Source organism: Roseobacter sp. N2S, from assembly GCF_031454055.1.
Lineage (GTDB): Bacteria > Pseudomonadota > Alphaproteobacteria > Rhodobacterales > Rhodobacteraceae > Amylibacter.
In genome coordinates this window covers 212,982-231,236 of record NZ_JAVDQB010000004.1, presented here as the reverse complement: position 1 = coordinate 231,236, position 18,255 = coordinate 212,982, and the positions used below count along the sequence as shown (strand labels likewise).

At 54.9% G+C, this 18,255-nt stretch carries 12 protein-coding genes; 6 read left to right on the top strand and 6 right to left on the bottom strand.

What is annotated here, in order from left to right:
* Positions 1-124: 124 nt before the first annotated feature.
* The gene (locus GGE09_RS12260; RefSeq protein WP_309746422.1) at positions 125-1,327 is read right to left on the bottom strand and encodes an aminotransferase; all 1,203 of its coding nucleotides are present in this window, start codon (positions 1,325-1,327) and stop codon (positions 125-127) included.
* A 77-nt stretch (positions 1,328-1,404) separates the two neighbouring features.
* Between GGE09_RS12260 and GGE09_RS12255 the strand changes: the two genes are divergently transcribed.
* Together GGE09_RS12255 and GGE09_RS12250 are read left to right on the top strand one after the other, a co-directional pair.
* Entirely contained in the window at positions 1,405-3,225 is a 1,821-nt protein-coding gene (locus tag GGE09_RS12255; RefSeq protein ID WP_309746421.1) for an ATP-binding cassette domain-containing protein, read from the top strand.
* 233 nt (positions 3,226-3,458) lie between these two features.
* On the top strand, positions 3,459-4,454 hold the full coding sequence (locus GGE09_RS12250; protein WP_309746420.1) for a response regulator: 996 nt from the start codon (positions 3,459-3,461) through the stop codon (positions 4,452-4,454).
* 81 nt (positions 4,455-4,535) lie between these two features.
* On the opposite strand, the gene hemB is transcribed toward GGE09_RS12250, so the two are convergent.
* A complete protein-coding gene (hemB, locus tag GGE09_RS12245) occupies positions 4,536-5,549 on the bottom strand; it encodes a porphobilinogen synthase (protein ID WP_309746419.1) in 1,014 nt (337 codons plus the stop codon).
* Between the two features lie 114 nt (positions 5,550-5,663).
* Here hemB and GGE09_RS12240 point away from each other — a divergent pair, with 114 nt between their 5' ends.
* The 3 genes from GGE09_RS12240 to GGE09_RS12230 all read left to right on the top strand — a co-directional run bounded on the left by GGE09_RS12240 (position 5,664) and on the right by GGE09_RS12230 (position 11,462).
* Positions 5,664-6,188, top strand: a complete 525-nt coding sequence (locus GGE09_RS12240) for a component of SufBCD complex (RefSeq protein WP_309746418.1) — start codon at positions 5,664-5,666, stop codon at positions 6,186-6,188.
* A gap of 55 nt (positions 6,189-6,243) precedes the next feature.
* Entirely contained in the window at positions 6,244-9,690 is a 3,447-nt protein-coding gene (mfd, locus tag GGE09_RS12235) for a transcription-repair coupling factor (RefSeq protein ID WP_309746417.1), read from the top strand.
* A gap of 125 nt (positions 9,691-9,815) precedes the next feature.
* Positions 9,816-11,462: a hypothetical protein gene (locus GGE09_RS12230; protein ID WP_309746416.1), complete on the top strand. Its 1,647-nt coding sequence runs from the start codon at positions 9,816-9,818 to the stop codon at positions 11,460-11,462.
* 105 nt (positions 11,463-11,567) lie between these two features.
* On the opposite strand, the gene GGE09_RS12225 is transcribed toward GGE09_RS12230, so the two are convergent.
* The 3 genes from GGE09_RS12225 to GGE09_RS12215 form a co-directional block, all read right to left on the bottom strand.
* Positions 11,568-12,764, bottom strand: a complete 1,197-nt coding sequence (locus tag GGE09_RS12225) for a multidrug effflux MFS transporter (protein WP_309746415.1) — start codon at positions 12,762-12,764, stop codon at positions 11,568-11,570.
* A gap of 137 nt (positions 12,765-12,901) precedes the next feature.
* Positions 12,902-13,552, bottom strand: a complete 651-nt coding sequence (locus tag GGE09_RS12220; RefSeq protein ID WP_309746414.1) for a DsbA family oxidoreductase — start codon at positions 13,550-13,552, stop codon at positions 12,902-12,904.
* 110 nt (positions 13,553-13,662) lie between these two features.
* Positions 13,663-15,165, bottom strand: coding sequence for a class I adenylate-forming enzyme family protein (locus GGE09_RS12215; protein ID WP_309746413.1), 1,503 nt, complete (start codon positions 15,163-15,165; stop codon positions 13,663-13,665).
* Positions 15,166-15,756: 591 nt separating this feature from the next.
* Between GGE09_RS12215 and GGE09_RS12210 the strand changes: the two genes are divergently transcribed.
* The gene (locus GGE09_RS12210) at positions 15,757-17,610 is read left to right on the top strand and encodes an extracellular solute-binding protein (protein ID WP_309746412.1); all 1,854 of its coding nucleotides are present in this window, start codon (positions 15,757-15,759) and stop codon (positions 17,608-17,610) included.
* A gap of 79 nt (positions 17,611-17,689) precedes the next feature.
* On the opposite strand, the gene GGE09_RS12205 is transcribed toward GGE09_RS12210, so the two are convergent.
* Complete coding sequence (locus tag GGE09_RS12205) at positions 17,690-18,244, bottom strand: lipid-binding SYLF domain-containing protein (RefSeq protein WP_309746411.1); 555 nt, start codon at positions 18,242-18,244, stop codon at positions 17,690-17,692.
* Positions 18,245-18,255: the final 11 nt, after the last annotated feature.

Here is an 18,255-nt window from a genome sequence, read left to right as displayed (position 1 = left end):
GGCAGGTTTTAGGCAGCAACGGGCCGAAGAGCAAGCGGCAACGCACTTACGATAGGCTATAGAGATCAACATTTTGCGGGTTTTCTGTGGAAATGGGCCTGTTGGGGCGGAGGGGATTGGCGGCTCATGGGGAAAACGCGGCCAAACGATCGAACAAAGTGGCGATGCCTGTGCGGTCTACATTGGCAAAAGCAATGCGGAAATGCCGTTCGGCGTGACCGGTGCCGCCCTCGGCCACAGTGGGGCTGAACATGGTTCCAGGTAGGGCCAGAACGGCGGCTTTATCCACCAAGGCTTTGGCGATTACATTGGACGGTGCGTCAAACGGGTGGGACACATAGGCAAAATAAGCGCCGCAGCCTTTCAATTGCCAGCCGTCCAATTGTGGAAATCCTGCGCGCATGGCGGCGGCGCGGTCCAGAATTTCCTGACGCTCGCGGGCCAGCCAACTGCCCAGCGTGCGCATGCCGAATAAAGCCCCGCGTTGGCCTAATTGATTGGGGCAAATGGTCTGCGTGTCGAGAAACTTTTCAATTTGCAGCATTCGGCTGGCCGAACAGATCATCGCACCAACGCGGTGGCCGGTCAGGCGATAGGCTTTGGAAAAGGAATAGAGTTGGATCAGCGTATCCTGCCAATCCGGATCGGCGAAAAGCCCGTGTGGTGCGCCAGTTTGCGAATGAAAATCGCGGTATGTTTCGTCAACGATCAGCGCAATGCCGCGCTTTTGCGCCAGTTTGTAAAAGGCAGAGGTCAGCGCAGGCGGATATTCCACGCCGCTGGGGTTGTTCGGGGTGACCAGGACGATGGCTTTAACCCGATCATCAATCATCCCGGCGGCCTGTTCGGGATCGGGCAACATATCGTCGCCGCAGGTCAGCACACGGCATTCTATACCTGCCATATCAAGCCACATTTTATGGTTGAAATACCAAGGGGCGGGCAGGATCACCGCGTCACCTGGCGCAGCAAGGGATGAAATGGCCGCGCAAAACGCCTGATTGCAGCCCGAAGTGATGCCGACATTGTCGCGTTTGATCGCGCCGCCGTAAACAGCACTCCACTGGTGGGCAACTTCATCGCGCAGGGCTGGCATGCCCAAAACCGGACCATAAAGATGAGAGTCCACCTCGTTCAAAACCGCCTCGGCCATGGCTTGGCGCAAGGGGGCGGGGGGCGGATCCACGGGAGCGGCTTGGCTGACGTTAATCAACGGCATGTCATCGCGAAACACCGCATTTTCCACCCAACGGCGCGATTCTACGATGGGGGATGTGATGGTTGCGGCCAAAAGTGGGTTTATCGGGCTGGAATATGCTGCCGTCATCAGAGATTTCCTTGTTATTCGCGCCAGCCTAGCAAGCGCCTCTTGACGGCGCAATGCGCATCACCGATAGGGGCGGCATGGCTAATCCTCCTGTACTCACTCTCTCCGATATCATGCTCACCTTTGGCGGCAACCCGTTGTTTGACGGGGTAGGCCTGACTGTGCATGAAGCGGCCCGTATCTGCCTTGTGGGGCGAAACGGGTCCGGCAAATCCACCCTTCTGAAAGTCATCGCAGGTCTGGTTGAACCCGACGCGGGCAACCGCTTTGTCCAGCCCGGCGTGTCCGTGGGCTATATGGACCAGCACCCCGATCTGTCCGATTTCGCCACATTGGGTGATTTTGCCATGTCCGGTTTGCAGACCGGCGAGGAATATAAGGTTGAAATGGCCGCCGAAGGGTTAAAACTGAACCCTGATCAAACACCCCAAGCCGCATCAGGGGGCGAACGTCGCCGTGCTGCGCTGGCCAAAATTCTGGCCGAAGCACCAGATCTGATGCTTCTGGACGAGCCGACAAACCACCTGGATATTGAAGCCATCGCTTGGCTAGAAGACCACCTGCGCCAGACCCGTGACGCTTTTATCCTGATTTCCCACGACCGCGCATTTTTGCGGTCTTTGACGCGGGATACCATGTGGGTGGATCGCGGCGTGGTGCGCCAGAACCCCAAAGGTTTTGAAGCTTTTGAAGAATGGCGCGACAAGACATTCGAAGACGAAGACATGCAGCGCCACAAGCTGAACCGCCTGATCAAGGCCGAGGCCCGTTGGGCGGTTGAAGGCATTTCCGCACGGCGCAAACGCAATCAGGGCAGGGTGCGTCGCCTTGCCGATCTGAAATCCGAGCGGGGCGCACAAATCAAACGGGCAGGGGCTGCGGCCATGGCGTTTGACAGCGGTCAGAAATCCGGCAAGCGGGTGATTGAGGCGGAAGGCATTTCCAAAACCTTTGGCGATAAAGGGATTGTCAGCGATTTTTCCATCCGCATTGCGCGGGGCGAACGGATTGCGATGATCGGGCCGAATGGTGTGGGTAAAACCACCTTGCTGAACATGTTAATGGGGGCTTTGGAACCCGATACGGGCACGGTCAAACTGGGCACCAACCTGCTGCCTGCGATATTTGATCAGAACCGTTCTGCGCTGGACCCCAAAGCCTCGCTTTGGGATACTCTGACAGAAGACAGGGATTTGGGTGTTTCGGGAAGCAATGACCAGATTATGGTGCGTGGCACACCAAAACACGTTGTTGGTTACCTGAAGGAATTCCTGTTCAGTGAAAATCAGGCGCGCGGCCCTGTGTCGGCCCTTTCGGGCGGTGAAAAAGCCCGTCTGCTGCTGGCGCGGTTAATGGCCAAGGAGAGCAACCTGCTGGTGCTCGATGAGCCGACCAACGATCTGGATGTAGAAACGCTGGATCTGTTGCAGGAGATTCTGGACGACTATGAGGGCACCGTGCTGTTGGTCAGCCACGACCGTGATTTTCTGGACCGTGTTGCGACCACATCCATCGTGATGGAAGGCGACGGCACAGCGACGATCTATGCGGGGGGCTGGTCGGATTATCAGGCCCAGCGCAAGGAAGTTGAAAAGGCCGAAAAACAAGCTGGTAAAGAGGCGCAAAAACCCGCTGCCAAAGCCCAACCAACCGAAAAGCCCAAAGCCGCCGTCAAAAAGATGAGCTTTAAGGATGAGCATAGGTTGAAAGAGCTGCCAGGGGTAATTGCACGGTTCGAAGCCGAGATTGCGAAATTGCACAGCTATTTGTCCGATCCAGAGCTTTATTCCACAGCGCCTGTAAAATTTCAAAAAGCGACAGAGGTCTTGACTGAGCGTCAGGCCGCTCTAGAGGCGGCTGAACTGGAGTGGTTGACCTTAGAAGAACGTGCTGAATAGAGATAACTGGCTGAAATATCTGTATATTTCCGAAAAGACCTCATAAAAGTTTTCCCCAGAAGTTATCCACAATCCGTGGATAACTTTTTGGCGCATGGTTAAACATTTCTTAATGTTGCCTGATTTCAACCTTATTTTAAGAACAATTGTCGTTAAAAAGGGATGCACGTTATGAGTGCAATTTCCCCAATCCAACGCCGTCCGGGGGCATTACCTAGAGTGGAGAGAGTAAAATGAGAGTTCTTGCAGTAGACGACGATCCCCTGATCCTGGAAGTGTTTAAGAACAACTTCGACGACATGGGACTCAGAAGCCTAGAATGTGCTTCATCTGGCGCGGATGCTTTGGCTATTCTTGCGAAAGCGCGGAACCCTTTCGATGTGATCCTGTTGGACATCGACATGCCCCAGATGGACGGCATTACCCTGTGCCGCAAAATTCGCCGCTTGCACGACTATGCCACCACACCCATTCTGATGGTCACCACCATCACCAAAGAAGAATCCGTGCGCGAAGCCTTTACTGCCGGTGCTACGGATTACGTTTGCAAACCCGTCAAGCCATTGGATCTGGCAGCACGGATGCACTCTGTGACCCATTTGTTGCGCGAACGGCGCAAGGCGGAAAGCAACTTTGAAGCGGCCCAAGCGATGAAGGCACAAATCGAACGGGACATGAAAATCACCCGTGAAGCGGCGCTGAAAATCGACTTCGTTCCCAATATGATCGACAAGCTGGAAATGGAAAATTACATTTTGCAGCTGTCCCGTCTGGAAATTTCGCGCACCCAGATTTACGCTTTTGGCATCAAAGAGTTCAACGAAATCTATGATCGCACAGAACCGTTTGATTTGTATTACACCATCGGCGATATCGCCAGTGCGCTGCAAACTTGCTTTCCAAGTAAGAACACTTTGTTGACCTACTGCGGGTCAGGCAAGTTTATCGTTGTGGCCCGTGAAGGCGACAAAGAGAACCGCCATAACATTGCGCAACTTGTTCAAAAAGCCGTTAACGATCTGGAATTGGTGTATAATAACGGCATCAGCTGCAAGGCGACTTTGATCGCGGGGGAACCTGTACAGGCGTCTATGTGGTCTCTTGGCAGTTCCTTGCGGTTGCTGGAACGGGCGTTGAAATCCCTAGAGACCATGCGGGGCGGGCGCGACACTTATGCCGAAGCCCGTAAATACAAGAACCTGCTGCGCGAATGTCTTGATGTAGCTTGAAACGGTGCAGATGAATTTAAAAACGGCGCCTTGGGGCGCCGTTCTTGTGTCTGGAGATTTGTCCCGTTACGGGGTGACCCCTTAGAAAATGTCAAAGTCCCGCCGCAGGTGTTGCGCGGTTTCCAATGCAAAATAGCTTAGTATCCCGTCACATCCCGCCCGTTTGAACGCCATCAGGCTTTCCAACATGGCCTTGTCCCGATCAATCCAGCCATTGTTGCCCGCAGCTGAAATCATCGCGTATTCGCCAGACACTTGATAGGCATAGGTGGGCACGGCAAACTGCTGTTTGACCCTTTGGCAGATGTCCAGATAGGGCATGCCTGGTTTGACCATCACCATATCCGCCCCCTCATCCAGATCCCGCGCCACCATGCGCAGGGCTTCGTCCGAATTGCCGGGGTCCAGTTGATAGGTCTTTTTATCCCCTTTCAACGCGCCATTGGCTCCAACCGCATCACGGAACGGCCCATAAAATGCCGATGCGAATTTGGCGGAATAAGCCATGATGGCAGTGTCGGGGAAGTCATTCTGTTCCAACGCACGGCGGATTATCCCGATGCGCCCGTCCATCATATCGGACGGGCCAAGGATGTCAGCGCCAGCCTCTGCCTGCGTTAGGGCTTGTTGTTCAAGTGCGCCCAAGGTTTCGTCGTTCATAATGATGCCATCGCGCACAATTCCGTCATGCCCGTCGGAATTATAGGGATCAAGTGCCACGTCCAGCATAATACCAATGTCAGGCACCTGTGCCTTGATTGCACGAGTTGCCTGATTGACCAGATTTTCGGGGTTCCATGCTTCGGCCGCATCGGGGTTTTTTTTGGCTGGATCGGTGTAGGGGAACAGCGCAATCACTGGAATACCCAGATTGGCGGCTTCATTGGCAGCCTCAACCGCGCGCGAAATGCTTAGGCGGTTAACCCCTGGCATACTTTCAATCGGTTCGACCACATCATCACCGTCCCGCACAAATATCGGCCATATCAGATCAGACACACTTAGTGTGTTTTCCCGCGTCAGATCACGCATCCAATCTGTGCGCCGGTTGCGGCGCGGGCGGGCGATAGGAAAGGGGGCCGGAGTGTGTACCATGTGGGGTTCCTTGCAAGACTTCACCCCACTTGCGCCACAAAAGCACCAAACTGCAATTGGAATTATTGCCGCAATGATTTAACACCGCGTCCAGAACGGCAAAAAGGACCCCGCATGGAAGGGTTTTACAAAGAAGTAATCGGATCCCGCAGTTTTGCCAGCATTTGGTACTGGATTGTCTTTGCCGTTGTCTGGACCCGCACCACCCACTGGACCTTGGGTGTGCCCTATGAAGATGCGCAAAACGCCAAGAAACTTGGCGGGCAGTATCAGTTGGATTTTGAAACCCAGATTGAAATCAACATCCGCAAAACCCTTGAGGTGTTTGAGGGCCACAGCATCATTTTCACTGCAATTGCGGCGTTTTTTCTGGCGACTGTGTTTGTTTTGGGCTTTTCCTTCAACATCCAGTTCATGCAAGCCAGCTTTTTGCTGATGTTCCCGCTGACCATTGTGTCGGGCATGTCGATCCATCTGGCCCAGCGCCTGCGCGCCCTTCAGCTTGAAGGATTAGAGCTGTACGGGGCCTATGTCTGGCATCGCAGGATCAAACAGGGAATCGGCGCGTTCTCGATCTTTTTCGCGGCATTCTGGGGCGTTTCGCAGACTTTGTTTTCGCCGTATGCTGGAACCTTCTAAAGGCGCGGTGTTTTACGGTCTTGTCGCTTTGCGCCACCTGCGCTAAATCCGCCGGATGGCACAGCAGTATAACGATAAACACACCACCGTCGGGGGCGCTCCCGAGGGATTTGACGCACAATTACTGGCGAATGCGCTGGCCAAGGGAAACGGGCCAATCCTGCATATTGCCCGTGATGATGCGCGCCTTGCAGCCACGCAAACTGCCCTTGGGGTTGTGGCGCCGGATGTGCCGGTGTTTGTATTTCCCGCTTGGGATTGTCTGCCTTATGATCGTGTGTCCCCCAACGCCGAGATTTCTGCCGCGCGGATGGCGGTGCTGGCCACATTGGCCGCAGGATTTGAGCGGCCGTTTATCTTGCTAACCACCGTCACCGCTGCGACCCAGCGTGTGCCAGCCCGTGAAACCCTGCAAACTGCCAGTTTTGTGGCCGAAGTCGGCCGTCAGATTGACGAAAAGGCCCTGCGCGAGTTTTTTGCGCGGATGGGGTTTGTGCAGGCGCCAACAGTCACAGAACCGGGGGATTTTGCGGTGCGCGGTGGCTTGATTGACGTTTATCCCCCCGGTGAAAGCGGGCCTGTGCGGCTTGATTTGTTTGGCGATGTGCTTGACGGGGCGCGGCGCTTTGATGCGGCGACCCAGCGCACGACGGAATCCCTGCAACGGCTGGAACTGGCCCCTGTGTCCGAAATCCTGCTGGATGAGGAGTCAATTCAGCGGTTCCGCCAGAACTATCGCATCGAATTTGGTGCGGCGGGCACCGATGACCCGCTCTATGAAGCGGTTAGCGCAGGGCGCAAACATCAGGGCATTGAACATTGGGCGCCGTTTTTTCATGACCGCATGGAAACCCTGTTTGATTATCTGCCAAAGGCGCAGGTGTTTTTGGATGATCGTGCCACGCAAGCGCGGCTTTCACGCTGGGAAAGTATTGCAGATCAATATGATGCCCGCAAAGAGGCGCTGAACAACAAGTCCCGTATGGACAGCGTGTACAAACCCTGTCCCCCCCATCTGTTGTATCTGGATGACACCGCTTTTGAAGCGGCGATTGCGGATCTGACAGTCAAACAATTTTCCGTTCTCCCCCAAGGCGTCGGTCCCAATGTGACAGATGCAGGCGGTCGGCTGGGGCGCAGTTTTGCCCCTGAGCGCCAGCAAGAAAACATTAGCCTTTTCGGGGCTTTAGCGGATCACATTAAAGCCCGCCAAAAAAACGGTAACGTTGTCATAGCCAGCTATTCCGAGGGTGCTCGTGAGCGGCTTTCCGGATTGCTGGCGGATCAGGATATTGCAGGTGCCACGCCGATTTCCAAACTTGGTGATCTGTCTGGCACCGCTAGTATCGCACTGGCGGTCTGGCCGCTGGAGCAGGGATTTGAAGCCAAAGGCCTGACAGTGATTTCCGAACAGGATGTGCTGGGGGATCGCCTGATCCGCAGTCCACGGCGCAAACGGCGGGCCGAAAACTTTCTGACCGAGGCACAAAGCCTGTCGCCCGGTGATCTGGTGGTGCATTTGGACCACGGAGTCGGGCGCTATCAGGGGCTGGAAACTGTCACTGCCTTGGGCGCGCCCCATGACTGTATCCTGTTGGAATACGCCAACAATGACCGCCTGTATCTGCCTGTTGAAAACATCGAACTGCTGTCCCGTTTTGGTCATGACGAGGGCATGCTGGATCGTCTGGGCGGCGGGGCATGGCAGGCGAAAAAAGCCAAGCTGAAGGAACGCATCCGCGAGATGGCGGATAAGCTGATCCGCATCGCTGCCGAACGGGCCTTACGCAAAGCCGAGGTATTGGAACCCCCCGCAGATGCATGGGATAAATTTTGCGCGCGCTTTCCTTATGTGGAAACCGATGATCAGTTACATGCTATCGAGGACGTATTGGCGGATATGGCTTCGGGCACGCCGATGGACCGTTTGGTTTGCGGTGATGTGGGCTTTGGCAAGACCGAGGTCGCCTTGCGTGCGGCCTTTGTGGCGGCATCCGCGGGGACGCAGGTAGCGATCATTGCGCCGACCACTTTGCTGGCCCGTCAACATTATAAATCCTTTGCCGAACGGTTTAGAAATACCGGCATCCGCGTGCGCCAACTGTCGCGGTTTGTGACCGCCAAAGAGGCCGAAGCCACCCGCACAGGTATGCGTGATGGCGGGGTGGAAATTGTTATTGGCACCCATGCTTTGCTGGCCAAAGGTATCAAATTTGCCAATCTGGGCCTGCTGGTGATCGACGAAGAGCAGCATTTCGGGGTGATCCACAAGGAACAGCTGAAACAGTTGCGATCCGACGTGCATGTGCTGACCCTGACCGCCACGCCGATCCCGCGCACGCTGCAAATGTCCCTTTCAGGGGTGCGCGAGCTGTCGATCATCGGCACACCGCCGGTGGATCGTCTGGCCATCCGCACCTATGTTTCGGAATTTGACACCATCACCATCCGCGAGGCCCTGTTGCGCGAACATTACCGGGGTGGTCAGTCGTTCTTTGTGGTGCCGCGCATCAGTGATCTGGCAGAAATCGAAGAGTTTTTGCGCAGCCAAGTCCCCGAAGTCAGCTTTATTACAGCCAACGGGCAGATGGCGGCCGGGGAACTGGATGACCGGATGAACGCGTTTTACGATGGCAAATACGATGTGCTGCTGGCCACGACGATTGTGGAAAGCGGGCTGGATATTCCAACTGCCAACACCATGATTATTCACCGCGCCGATATGTTCGGGCTGTCTCAGCTCTATCAGATCCGGGGGCGTGTGGGGCGGTCCAAAACCCGCGCCTATGCCTACCTGACCACCAAACCGCGCAAGCCTTTGACGCCGAACGCGGAAAAGCGCCTGCGGGTGTTGGGTAGTCTGGACAGTCTGGGCGCTGGTTTCACGCTGGCATCCCAAGACTTGGACATTCGCGGGGCAGGGAACCTGCTGGGGGATGAACAATCGGGCCATGTGCGTGAAGTTGGCTTTGAACTGTATCAAGAGATGCTGGAAGAGGCGATTGCCAAGATGAAATCCGGCGGGCTTGAAGGGCTGACAGATGGGGATGGCACGTGGTCGCCGCAGATTAATCTGGGCGTTCCAGTGCTGATCCCCGACACGTTTGTGCCTGATCTGGATGTGCGGCTTGGGCTGTATCGCCGTCTGTCCTCACTGTCGAGTAAGGTGGAACTGGAAGGCTTTGCTGCCGAATTGATTGACCGTTTTGGCAAACTGCCGAGCGAAGTAGATACATTGCTGCGCATTGTGCGGGTGAAATCCATGTGCAAACGGGCAGGGATTGCCAAATTGGACGGCGGGCCGAAAGGCGCCGTGATCCAATTCCACAACGACAAATACGCCAACCCCGCCGGTCTGGTGGAATTCCTGCAAAACCAACGGGGCACCGCCAAGGTCAAAGACAATAAGATCATCGTGCGCCGCGATTGGGACAATGACGACACCAAGATTAAAGGCGCCTATATCATCGCCCGCGACCTTGCCAAATACGCCAAAGCCTAGGGCGGGGGGGGCCCCCCGTCGCTTTTTTACACCAGCATAGATGCTCCTTATTAATGCCTAAATGTTGCCAAAAACTCTACCTATCAGTGTGGAGATAGGAAAGTTTTAGGTAAAGTGAGAGTATCATGCGTGCTATTTTTAAAAGATCATTTTGTGCTGCGGCGGTTTTGATCGCGGCTTGCGGGCCAGTGATTGCTGATATGCGGGATGATTTCCGCAGTTTTGTATCAGCGGGGGATGCGGCAGCGGTTCAGACCCTGATCGAAACCTTGGACGCCGCCAATGTGGCGGAGGGGTTTTCAAAGAACTCCGATTTGCGCTGGGTATTTGACCAGTTCAGCAAAACCCGCCCGGAAATCACTGAATTGTTGGTGAATTGGAAGCAGGTCATGCCTGACTCGCCTTATCGCAAGGTGGCCGAGGGCTGGTACTTGCACCACTTGTCGTGGCTTGCCCGCGGAAGTAAGGTCTCTGCTCACACACATCCTAACGCCTTTAAGGATATGTACCTGTTTCAGGAACGCTCGGCTGATTTGGGCTGGGAGGTTTTCAATCTACGCAATGATTTTGTACCCGCCAGCGATCTGGTCTCAATTTCTTATTTGACCAATTTCGGCGTATTGGAACTGGATGATTTTGCGCAATTGGCTTTATCGGCCAATCCAGATCCCGATTTGCTGGATAAAATCGTCTATGCAGTGAGCCCCAAATGGGGGGGCAGTTGGGAAGAGATCGTCTATTTATGTGACACTTTTGCGGATAAGATGTCAGCGCCTGACTGGTACGGAGCCGATGTGTGTAAGGCCACAGCGGTTTTTAACATGCCATCTATCCATGCGGGCGGTCAATTGGACAAACTGGAATGGGCGCGCTCTGTGATGGCCGCCACCCCAGATGCCGCGCTTAGGGGCGCACGCTTTACGGATATGTTTTATCTGCGCCCGAAAACTCTGACCCCGGAAACCGCCGATTTGGCTGTTTCTCTATATGATCCTGCAGGGCTGAACGCCCTTCGTTTTGCAATGTTGATTGAGGATATGGGCAAGGTAAAGGGGTTCTACGCAGAACAGGAGCCCAAGGTTGCAGCAGCGGAAAAAGCCCGCGTCCAGAATGATCCGCTTAACCCGAGTTATATTTGGGAAAAACAAGTCGAGATTTATTCCAAATACCCCGGTGCTGTTTCAACTGGCAAATATGGTGTCAGCATTCGGGTGCTTGTCTCTAGCAAGGCGATGCAGGAGTTTATGCAATATCTGGAAGAAATGGCAGGGTTATTTCCCTCGCGGCCCGAAGTCTGGGCAAGTATTGGTTTAGTGAAACAGATGGTGCCCGGCGGCAGTGTTTTCGCCAAGCCCGGTTTGGCGGATTTGGAAAAAGCGATCCTGCTGTCCAATTACGATTTCAAATACGTCTCAATGTATTTTCGGGGTCTGGCCTTGGCAGAGAGAAACCTGCGCGGAGATGTGAAACAAAAAATCAGCGCAAAGGATATCACGGTGTCCCATGAAGATGAACCTTTGAAGGTAATCACATATGACCCTGCCAAGACTTTGAAAGGATTGGAATGCCCGATAGTACGGGCGGCCCGTCTGGTTTCGTTTATGTGCACCAAAGGGTCCGAGTTTACACTGGATTGCCAAAGGTCCGGGTTGGGATCACAGCCAGCCGAACTGGTCGCGGCGGCCCATGACTTGGGGTACTGCCCTGAACTGTTGGATGCGCCTGTAGAAGCGTTGCTGTTGGACGAACCACAAGAGTTGTGGCGCCACTGAAGCTGAGCCACAGAGTCGAGCCACAGAAGTGAGCCACTGAAGCTGACACAAAGCTAAGGGCGGGGATTTTCCCGCCCTTTGCTGTACCCGCGTCTAAACGCAGTTTTATACGTTGCGCGGATTGGTCAGGTTTAATCCAAAACCGATGACTGCGCAGGTGCCGACGCCGAACATCAGGGGCAGGCCGGTGCCGTTGAACATCTGCCCGATGGGTACAGCGATCACGATGCTGGCCAGTGTGGACACTGCGCCGATGATGGCGCTGGCGGTGCCTGCGATGTGCCCCATGGGTTCCATCGCCAAAGCATTGACGTTGGAAAACACCAACCCGCTTAGGAAAAACAGTGTCATAGACCAGCCGATGAAAAAGATTAGCAGGGCGTGGCCTTCAAATACGCCAAGATAGATCAACGTGCCACCTGTCAGTGAAAATATGGCGATTAGGGCCAGACCGATCGTGCTCATCAACCACATGCCAAGGCGCACCACCAAAGCCGCGTTCAATGCGCTGGCGGTGCCTGAAACAAGTGCGATTATGGCGAAATATGTGGGGAAACGGGTGCCTGCATCCAGCCAATCGACAAACACTTGCTGTGCGCTGGAAATATAGGAAAAAATGATCGAATAGGACATGCATAACACCAATAGGGATACGATAACCCGTTTGGACTGAACCATTTCCCGCACCGCGGCCAGCATGGTGGACACTTTTACAGGGCGGCGCTTTTCCAGAATGTGGGTTTCCTCCTGGCGAATCCATAGCCATAGGCCAACTAACCCGGACATGACCACAAAGGACAAAAAGATCGCCCGCCAGCCAAAGGCCAGCATGATGCCTTGGCCGATCAGCGGGGCTACGGCGGGGACCAGCACGAACATCATCATTGCCAGCGACACCACCCGCGCCATTTCGCGGCCCGCGTAAAGATCGCGCACCATAGCCATGCCAACGGTGCGCGGGGCGGAAATACCAAGCCCTTGGATGAACCGCGCCACCAACAGCATTTCAAGCGATTGCGTGCCCCAAGCCCAAAAGCTGGCGGCGATAAAAACACTGATCCCGCCCAGCAGTACCGGCTTGCGCCCGATGGCATCAGACAAGGGGCCGCTGACCAATTGACCACAGCCTGTACCCAGCACAAAGGCTGCAACGATCAACTGAACACGGTTGACGTTGGGCGTGTGCAAATCGGCGGCGATCTGGCCAAATGCAGGTAGCATGGCGTCAGTGCCAAAGGCGATGAGCGAGAACAACAATGCCGTCAGAATGATGAATTCCAGCAGCGGGAGACGTTTCCCCATAGTAAAACTCCAATGTGGTGCGGCGGCTTTCGGCGCTCGGGTAGGGGTGCAACGGTATGTCGTGCAAAAAGACGGCCAAAGCCTGAAAAGAGGCCTTTGAACCGTCTTGTGAAACGACCCTGAAAGGGCGTTTGGTGTTATTTGGCAGCGGCCTTGGTATGGGCTTCGCTAAGTTCCGAGATGACTTTTTCCCATAGTTCAGTGGGTTGGGCGCCCTGAACCACATAGTGTTTGCCAATCACGAAACAGGGAACCCCGGTCACGCCCTGTTCACGCGCGGCGGCGTCCCGTTCCTGAATCTCGCTAACATCTTGTTCGCCTTGCAATAATCGACGGATCACGTCACCGTCCAGCCCGGCGCCGCTGGCAATATCCACCAGCACGTCATGGTCGGAAATATCTTGTCCCTCTTTGAAATAGGCTTTAAAGAGGCGATCCACCACTGCGTTTTGGCGGCCTTCAAGGGCGGCCCAATGCAACAAACGGTGGGCGTTCAGCGTGCTTGGGGTGCGTTTGATGCCTTCAAAGTTGATTTCGATCCCCGCGTCCTCGGCCGCTTGTGCAATGGCGCCGTACACGTTGACCGCGCCTTCCTTGCCGCCGAATTTGGTTTCCAGATATTCGCGCCGATCCATACCTTCGCGGGCCATGGTGGGGTTCAACTGGAACGGATGCCATTCGATTACCAGATCATGTTCGGGATGTTTGCCCAGCGCGCGATCCAGTTTGGTTTTGCCAATATAGCACCACGGGCAGATCGGATCGGAAATAATATCAAGTTTTGTCATGTGGTCTCAGTCACTTCAGGCTTTGGGGCGGCGCATAGATCCGCGGCGTCGTCATTGTTCTGGCGCGGCGAACCTCCCAGTCAAAATGCCTGTCAAAACCACAGGTCGGACTAGGATTTCCAACTGCGCAAGGCTTTGCGCTGCACCTTATTATTCGCGCCCATGGGGAGCGCATCCATTTTCACAAACATACGGGGCCTTTTGTATTTTGCCAGTGTTTCAGCGCAAATTTCCGTGAGCATTGTTTCTAAATCGGCCTCTGCTACGTAGAAACCGGCAATAACCCGCACACCTTCGCGCACTTCGACCTCGGCAGCGGCGGCTTGCAGCACACCGTCACAGGCCAGCATGGCGGCTTCAACTTCTATGGGGGACACACGGTAGCCGCCTGCGTTTAACATATCGTCGTCGCGCCCCAAGTAGGTGACGTAGCCCTCTGCATCCATGGAAACGGTGTCACCCGTCACAAACCAGTCGCCGCGAAATTTTGCTGCTGTTTCGGTGGGTTGATCCAGATAGCCGAGCATCAGGCCGGGGTCGTCTTTGGAAACAGCCAAAACACCGGGCTGATCTGGTGCAACAGGGCCGTCTTCGCCCAGGACAGCCACACGGCGGCCCTGTTGGACGCGCCCGGAAGTGCCCAGTTTGGGTGGTGTTTCAGGACTGGAAGATACAAAGGTAGAAACCTCGCTCATGCCCAAGGCTTCAAAGACGGGTTTTCCAGTTTGCTGCTGCCATGCGTTTAATACGGCGGCTGGCATTTTTTCACCTGCGCTTAACCCGTGGCGCAGCTTGTCAAAACCCTGTGCCCCTGTTTCAACGATCTGGCGATAAACCCCCGGTGAGGCCGCGAAAATTGTGGCTTTGTGTTCTGTAACTAATCGGCCCCAAACGCTTCGATCCGGCGGGCCCGTGTAAACCATAGCTGTCGCGCCGATGGCCCAAGGGTCCAGCAGCCCCGTGCCAAGGGTGTAGGTCCAGTTGAACGCGCCCGCATGTAACATACGATCATCGCTGCGCAGACCGAACCAGCCTTGCCACATCATACGGCGCGCCCAAACCGCGCGGTGTGCGTGCATTACGGCCCGTGGTTTTCCCGATGTACCAGAGGTGTAGATCATATAGGCCAGCCGATCCGCAGCGCCCATGACAGGATCAGCCGGTTCTGACGTGCGCAATTGGGCCACGCCTTTGGCATCTAACGTGGGAACACCCAGATCAGGGATAGGGTCCAGCCCGCCTGCGAAAGCCACAAGGGCAGGGTTTAATTCAGCCACGATGCGGCGCACTTCGATATCGGTCAACAGGGCGGATGTGGGCACGGGCACAACGCCCACGGCGATGGCGGCCAGAAACACCACGGGGAAGGCGGCGTCATTGCCAATGCGCAGTAACAGACGGTCGTCCTTAACCAGCCCCATGTCCAGCAATCCCCCTGCCGTGCGCCAAACCGCATCGCGCAGATCGGCGTAGCGCCAGCGTTCTGTGGTGGTGCCAATAACCTCTAGTGCGATGGCGTCATCCGCGCCTGCGTCTAAAATATAGCGGGTCAGATTGAACGGTTCGGGGCAGGGCGCGGCGCGGCCTTGGTCAAAAACAGAGAGGTTGGTCATGCGGGCCTGATGTCCTGTGGTGGATGTCTGTCATTCGGGCTTAATCCGCCCGTATCAAAGGATCAAGCAGGTCAAACCCTGCAATAGGTTTTGCCTATGGCTTGACGCGCGACCAGTTTTAGCCCGACGCGTGGTCAAAATTTTACATTTGCAACGGGTCGTAAGGTTTTGAAATTGGGAGGTTTACGCGGCCAGAATCCGCTCATTCAACCCAAGGTGAGCATTGCCGAATGGTCAATAGAATGTGATCTGCGCGGACTCCTCTGCCGTTGACGAAAAAAGGAATCGATTCGAGTCGGGGTCTGTGGACGTGATTTTGGCGGATCATCAGGGGGAATTGGTGGGGGATGGCGGGTTATCTGAATGGGGACGATCCCGCTATACCTCAATAGAATAAGGTGAATCTCTTGCGTATAGGTGCATTGCCACAGGAACAGTCCAAAAAAAAACGCCCTCACAAGGAGGGCGTTAAGTTATTGAGGCAGGTTTCATACAGGCAAGAAACCTATCGAGCAGTGAGTTTGTTATACAAAATATGCGCCCACCCGCCAAGTAAAATTTTGAAGTATTTCTTGGACAGGCTTGATACATATGGAAAAACGCCAAAACCGAGAGTGTATTGTTGCGCCGATGTCACGTCTGTTCTGTAAAGCCCGTATCCTTGTTTCTATTGTGGCAGCCGTTGCCTGGCTAACACCACAATTCGCCTTATCCGCGCCGCAACATGGCCTTGCTATGAACGGTGATCTGGCCTTGAAGCTGGATTTTACCGCACTTCCTTATGCGAATCCCGATGCGCCTAAGGGAGGAACCATCGTTTTATCCGAATCTGGCAGTTTTGATTCGCTTAATCCGTATATTTTGAAAGGTCAGGCCCCTTGGGGCATTCGTGTGCATGTGGTTGAAACCCTGTTGGGCCAAAACTACGACGAACCGTTTTCGATGTATGGTTTGCTGGCAGAAAGCGTTGAAACCGATGATGCGCGCAGTTGGGTGGAGTTTACCCTGCGCCCCGAAGCCAGGTTTTCCAACGGTGATCCGGTCACAGTTGAAGATGTGATCTGGTCGTTTGAAACGTTGGGAGAGTTGGGGCACCCGCGCTATCTGAACAGTTGGCGCAAGGTGGCCCGTTCGGAAATCACCGGGCCGCGCAGTATTAAGTTTACCTTTAATACGCCTGATCGTGAATTGCCGCTGATCCTTGGCCTGCGCCCTGTGTTGCGCAAAGCGGATTGGGAGGGACGCGCCTTTGAAGACAGTGGTCTGACGCCAATCACCGGATCAGGCCCCTATAAGATCGCCGAATTTGAAGCAGGGCGTTACATCACCTTTCGCCGCGACCCGAACTATTGGGGGGCGGATCTGCCGTTGAACGCGGGAGTGAACAATCTGGATGTGATCAAATACGATTATTACACCGATCAAAGCGTGGTTTTTGAAGCCTTTAAGGCGGGGGCTTTATCAGCCTTTCGGGAAGGTAACGCCCAGCGCTGGAGAGATTCCTATGATTTCCCTGCAATCACATCGGGGCAGGTCGTGAAGTCGGAAATCCCGCACCAGCGTCCAACAGGGATGACGGGGTTTGTGATGAACACGCGGCGGGACATTTTCAAAGACATCCGCGTGCGCGACGCGCTGATCCATGCCTTTAACTTTGAATTCATCAACAAAGCTCTGAACGGTGGGGAACTGCCGCGCATCACCAGCTATTTTGCCAACAGCCAGCTTTCCATGACCCATGGTGCCGCTGATGAGGCCGTGAGCACCCTGTTGCAACCTTTCGCGGATACGCTGCCTGCCGATACATTGACAGGCTATGCCTTGCCCGAATCTGACGGCTCGAACCGAAACCGCGGCAATCTGCGCAAGGCGGCAAAGCTGTTGGCGCAGGCGGGCTGGACAGTGCAAGACGGTGTTTTGAAAAATGCAGCGGGGGAACCGTTTGCCTTTGAAATCCTGTTGAAAAACACTGCCACCGAAAACGAAGCCATCATGGGCATCTTTGTGGATACGCTGAAACGGCTGGGGATTGAGGCCAGTCTAAAACTGATCGACCCTGTGCAGCACCGCGAGCGGTTAAAGGACTATGACTATGATATGGTCTATTTCACCCGTTATATGTCGCTATCCCCCGGAAACGAGCAGCGGCTGTACTGGGGGCGGGACGGGGTCACAGTGCCTGGCACGCGCAATTACATGGGAATGGACAGCCCAGCAGCCGAGGCGATGATTTCAACCATGCTGGAAACAAAGGACGGCGCGCAATATAACGCGGCAGTGCGCGCGTTGGATCGGGTGTTGACCACGGGGCGCTATGTGATCCCCATCTGGTATAATCCGGTCAGTTTTCTGGCCCATGACGCGCATCTGCACTATCCCAAGGAAACATCCCTTTACGGGGACTGGACGGGGTTTCTGCCTGATGTGTGGTGGTATGAAAAATAGGGTCGGATTTGGATATTTGACCCAAAAAGAGGCTCAGCGTGGGGAATGCCCGCGCTAAGCCTGTGTTCTGTAACGCTTTTTAGCGCACGATGCGGGTGTATTTTGATCCCTCGATCGAGATCCCAAGCAAGATGCCTGCCTGATTGAACACAACTGCATAAACCGCGTCGTCGATGGTGTTGTTGTCCACTCCTGCCGCGCCTGCATTGTCGATCAACGTGTATTCCACATCTGCGCCCAAGGTCCAACCGGGACGGGAGCGGAATTTGCGCAAGTGTTCGGAATCCATAAAGAACAGCGCCGAGGAATACTGCTGCGCGCCTGCTTGCAAGCCGTAACTGGCCGCCGCGACAGAATAGTAGTCAACAGGGGCCTGACCGACCAAAAGCGCACCTTCGCCGTAGGCGCCGCCCACAATCAAACCTGCTTTGGTGACTGTTGGCATCATCAAAACGCCAGCAGCGTTTTGAATCAAGGAGGTGGTGAAAGGCAATTCGCTTTGCATCTGCCGCATGGCGGCACTGACATTATCGTCAATCTTAAACCGTGCCGTGCTGTTCGTCCCACCCGCACAAGCGCTTAGCCCGCCTGCGGTTGCGCCCATCATAAAAGTGCGCCTGCTCCATCCTGTCATGGGATGTCTCC

Coding starts and splice junctions, on each gene's coding strand:
- GGE09_RS12260 (WP_309746422.1), bottom strand. CDS start 1,327: ATGACGGCAGCATATTCCAGCCCGATAAACCCACTTTTGGCCGCAACC.
- GGE09_RS12255 (WP_309746421.1), top strand. CDS start 1,405: ATGGCTAATCCTCCTGTACTCACTCTCTCCGATATCATGCTCACCTTT.
- GGE09_RS12250 (WP_309746420.1), top strand. CDS start 3,459: ATGAGAGTTCTTGCAGTAGACGACGATCCCCTGATCCTGGAAGTGTTT.
- hemB (WP_309746419.1), bottom strand. CDS start 5,549: ATGGTACACACTCCGGCCCCCTTTCCTATCGCCCGCCCGCGCCGCAAC.
- GGE09_RS12240 (WP_309746418.1), top strand. CDS start 5,664: ATGGAAGGGTTTTACAAAGAAGTAATCGGATCCCGCAGTTTTGCCAGC.
- mfd (WP_309746417.1), top strand. CDS start 6,244: ATGGCACAGCAGTATAACGATAAACACACCACCGTCGGGGGCGCTCCC.
- GGE09_RS12230 (WP_309746416.1), top strand. CDS start 9,816: ATGCGTGCTATTTTTAAAAGATCATTTTGTGCTGCGGCGGTTTTGATC.
- GGE09_RS12225 (WP_309746415.1), bottom strand. CDS start 12,764: ATGGGGAAACGTCTCCCGCTGCTGGAATTCATCATTCTGACGGCATTG.
- GGE09_RS12220 (WP_309746414.1), bottom strand. CDS start 13,552: ATGACAAAACTTGATATTATTTCCGATCCGATCTGCCCGTGGTGCTAT.
- GGE09_RS12215 (WP_309746413.1), bottom strand. CDS start 15,165: ATGACCAACCTCTCTGTTTTTGACCAAGGCCGCGCCGCGCCCTGCCCC.
- GGE09_RS12210 (WP_309746412.1), top strand. CDS start 15,757: ATGGAAAAACGCCAAAACCGAGAGTGTATTGTTGCGCCGATGTCACGT.
- GGE09_RS12205 (WP_309746411.1), bottom strand. CDS start 18,244: ATGACAGGATGGAGCAGGCGCACTTTTATGATGGGCGCAACCGCAGGC.